General features: G+C 66.0%; 3 protein-coding genes. All 3 read left to right on the top strand.

Annotation, left to right across the window (positions count from 1 at the left end; genetic code table 11):
* Window positions 1-406, top strand: a 406-nt coding sequence (locus Y705_RS0102870) for a DUF3052 domain-containing protein (protein WP_026531764.1), incomplete at its 5' end; no start/stop codon positions are given.
* Window position 407: 1 nt separating this feature from the next.
* The gene (locus Y705_RS0102875; protein ID WP_026531765.1) at window positions 408-878 is read left to right on the top strand and encodes a redoxin domain-containing protein; all 471 of its coding nucleotides are present in this window, start codon (window positions 408-410) and stop codon (window positions 876-878) included.
* The gene (locus tag Y705_RS0102880; protein ID WP_081737733.1) at window positions 875-1807 is read left to right on the top strand and encodes an NAD-dependent protein deacetylase; all 933 of its coding nucleotides are present in this window, start codon (window positions 875-877) and stop codon (window positions 1805-1807) included. The genes Y705_RS0102875 and Y705_RS0102880 overlap by 4 nt, the downstream gene beginning before the upstream one ends.
* Window positions 1808-2093: the final 286 nt, after the last annotated feature.

Here is a 2093-nt window from a genome sequence, read left to right on the forward strand (position 1 = left end):
AGCCGCCACTGCAGTGAATGTGGCGGGCAAGTTGGGATTCAAGGCAGGGGATCTTGTCCAGGAACTCGGCTATGACGAGGACGTCGACTTCGACTTCCGCGACCACCTCGAGGCAGACCTTGAATCGGACCTCCTGACTGAGGACGACCAGGAAGTTGTTGACGGCGTCATCATGTGGTGGCGGAGTGGCGACGGCGACCTCGTCGACGCCCTTGTCGACTCCTTGATCTCGCTCGGGCCGGGCGGCGTGGTGTGGCTCCTGACGCCCAAGCATGGACGGGACGGTTATGTACCACCGGCCGATGTCCAGGAGGCAGCTCCGACGGCCGGCCTCCACTCGACGTCGACCGCGGGTGTGTCCCGTGAATGGTTGGCCACGCGACTCGTCAGCCGCCGGAAGCAGTAGCGTGGCGGGGCTCCCTCTTCCAGGTGAGCCGGCGCCTCGCTTCACCCTGACGAACCAGTACGGCGAAATTGTCAGTTCCGAGGCCCTGACAGGGCAGTCCCATGCCCTGGTTTTCTTCCCTTTCGCCTTCTCCCGTGTCTGCACCGACGAGATGGCCGCGTTGCAAGCCGACTCCTCGCTGTTTTCCTCGAGCGGCGTCCGCGTGATTGCCGTCTCGACCGATCATCGCTACGCATTGCGTGCCTGGGCGGATTCCCTGGAACTCGAATTCGACCTGCTGTCCGACTTCTGGCCCCATGGCGCTGCAGCCCGCCGATTCGGGGCCTTCGACGAGAACACCGGGCATGCGGGGCGCTTCACCTTCTTCGTTTCTTCCGACGGCACCCTCGCATCGGTAGTCCGGTCCGCGCCGGGGGAAGGCAGAAGCATGGCGGACTACGCACGCTCACTTCAAGCCCTGGCGCCGGCGTGACCGGTGACGCCGAGGCGCTGCACCCGCAGGATAATCCGCGCCTCGGCCTTACCGGATTCGTCAGTAGCAAGCCGGCCGGGGAGCCCGCTGCCCTCCGTGCCTCCGAGCTGGCGCAGCTGGACGCTGCGGCGGAACTTCTTGGTGGTTCGAGGATTGCCGTACTCACCGGCGCAGGACTGAGCACCGACTCCGGCATCCCCGACTATCGCGGGCCCACCTCGGTGCCCCGCAACCCGATGACGTATCAGCAGTTCGTGGGCGACGAGACCCTTCGGCGCCGGTACTGGGCGCGCAACCACGTCGGGTGGCGCCATCTGCGCCACGCCGACCCGAATGCCGGACACACCGCCGTCGCGCGCATGGAGCACCGCGGCCTGCTCACCGGAGTGATCACCCAGAACGTGGACCGGCTCCACTCGTCCGCTGGAAGCCGACAGGTCATCGACCTTCATGGCACCTTCGACCGCGTCATTTGTCTCCAGTGCGCCAGCGCCTTCCCGCGCCAGGCCATCGCGGTTCTTCTCGAGGCCCTGAACCCGGGCTATCTCGAGCGCGAGTCCGATGCCGGCGACGTGGCCCCCGACGCCGACGCCGACGTCGACGACACCGCCGGTTTCGTGACGGCACCGTGTCCCGCCTGCGGAGGAATGCTCAAACCGGACTTCGTGTATTTCGGGGAGAACGTGCCGAGGGACCGGGTGGCCGATGCCTACCGGATGGTCGACGACGCCGGATCCCTCCTTGTGGCCGGTTCGTCACTGACAGTGATGAGCGGCCTCCGTTTTGTCCGGCATGCCTTCAAGGCACAGAAGCCCGTGGTCATCATCAACCGGGGAAAGACGCGGGGCGACGAGTTCGCGTCGCTGCTGATCGACGCCGGTGTGTCCGAAGCGCTGACCTATCTCGCGAAGCAGCTGCCGGACCTTTGAGAGCGGCTGCCCGGCCGATGCGACATGCCGGAGCGAAGCCGCTTCCGATGACGCTATGTTGCAGATCGGACACATTCGGATAGAACGGCCCCACCTGGCCATAACATGTGAGGCGGCCGGTACCCCGATTAGGGGAGCCGGGACACATCATGGCGTCGGGGGAAATCGTGGGGAAAAAACGCGTGATGCTTGCGCTGGTCGTCGGACTGGGATTGTCGGCCTGCGGCCAGGGTGCCGCCCAGCAGGTCTCGGACGAGCGGACGACGGCGGGGACATCGGTCCGAGC

Source organism: Arthrobacter sp. H41 (assembly GCF_000520535.1).
Taxonomy (GTDB): Bacteria; Actinomycetota; Actinomycetes; order Actinomycetales; family Micrococcaceae; genus Arthrobacter_D.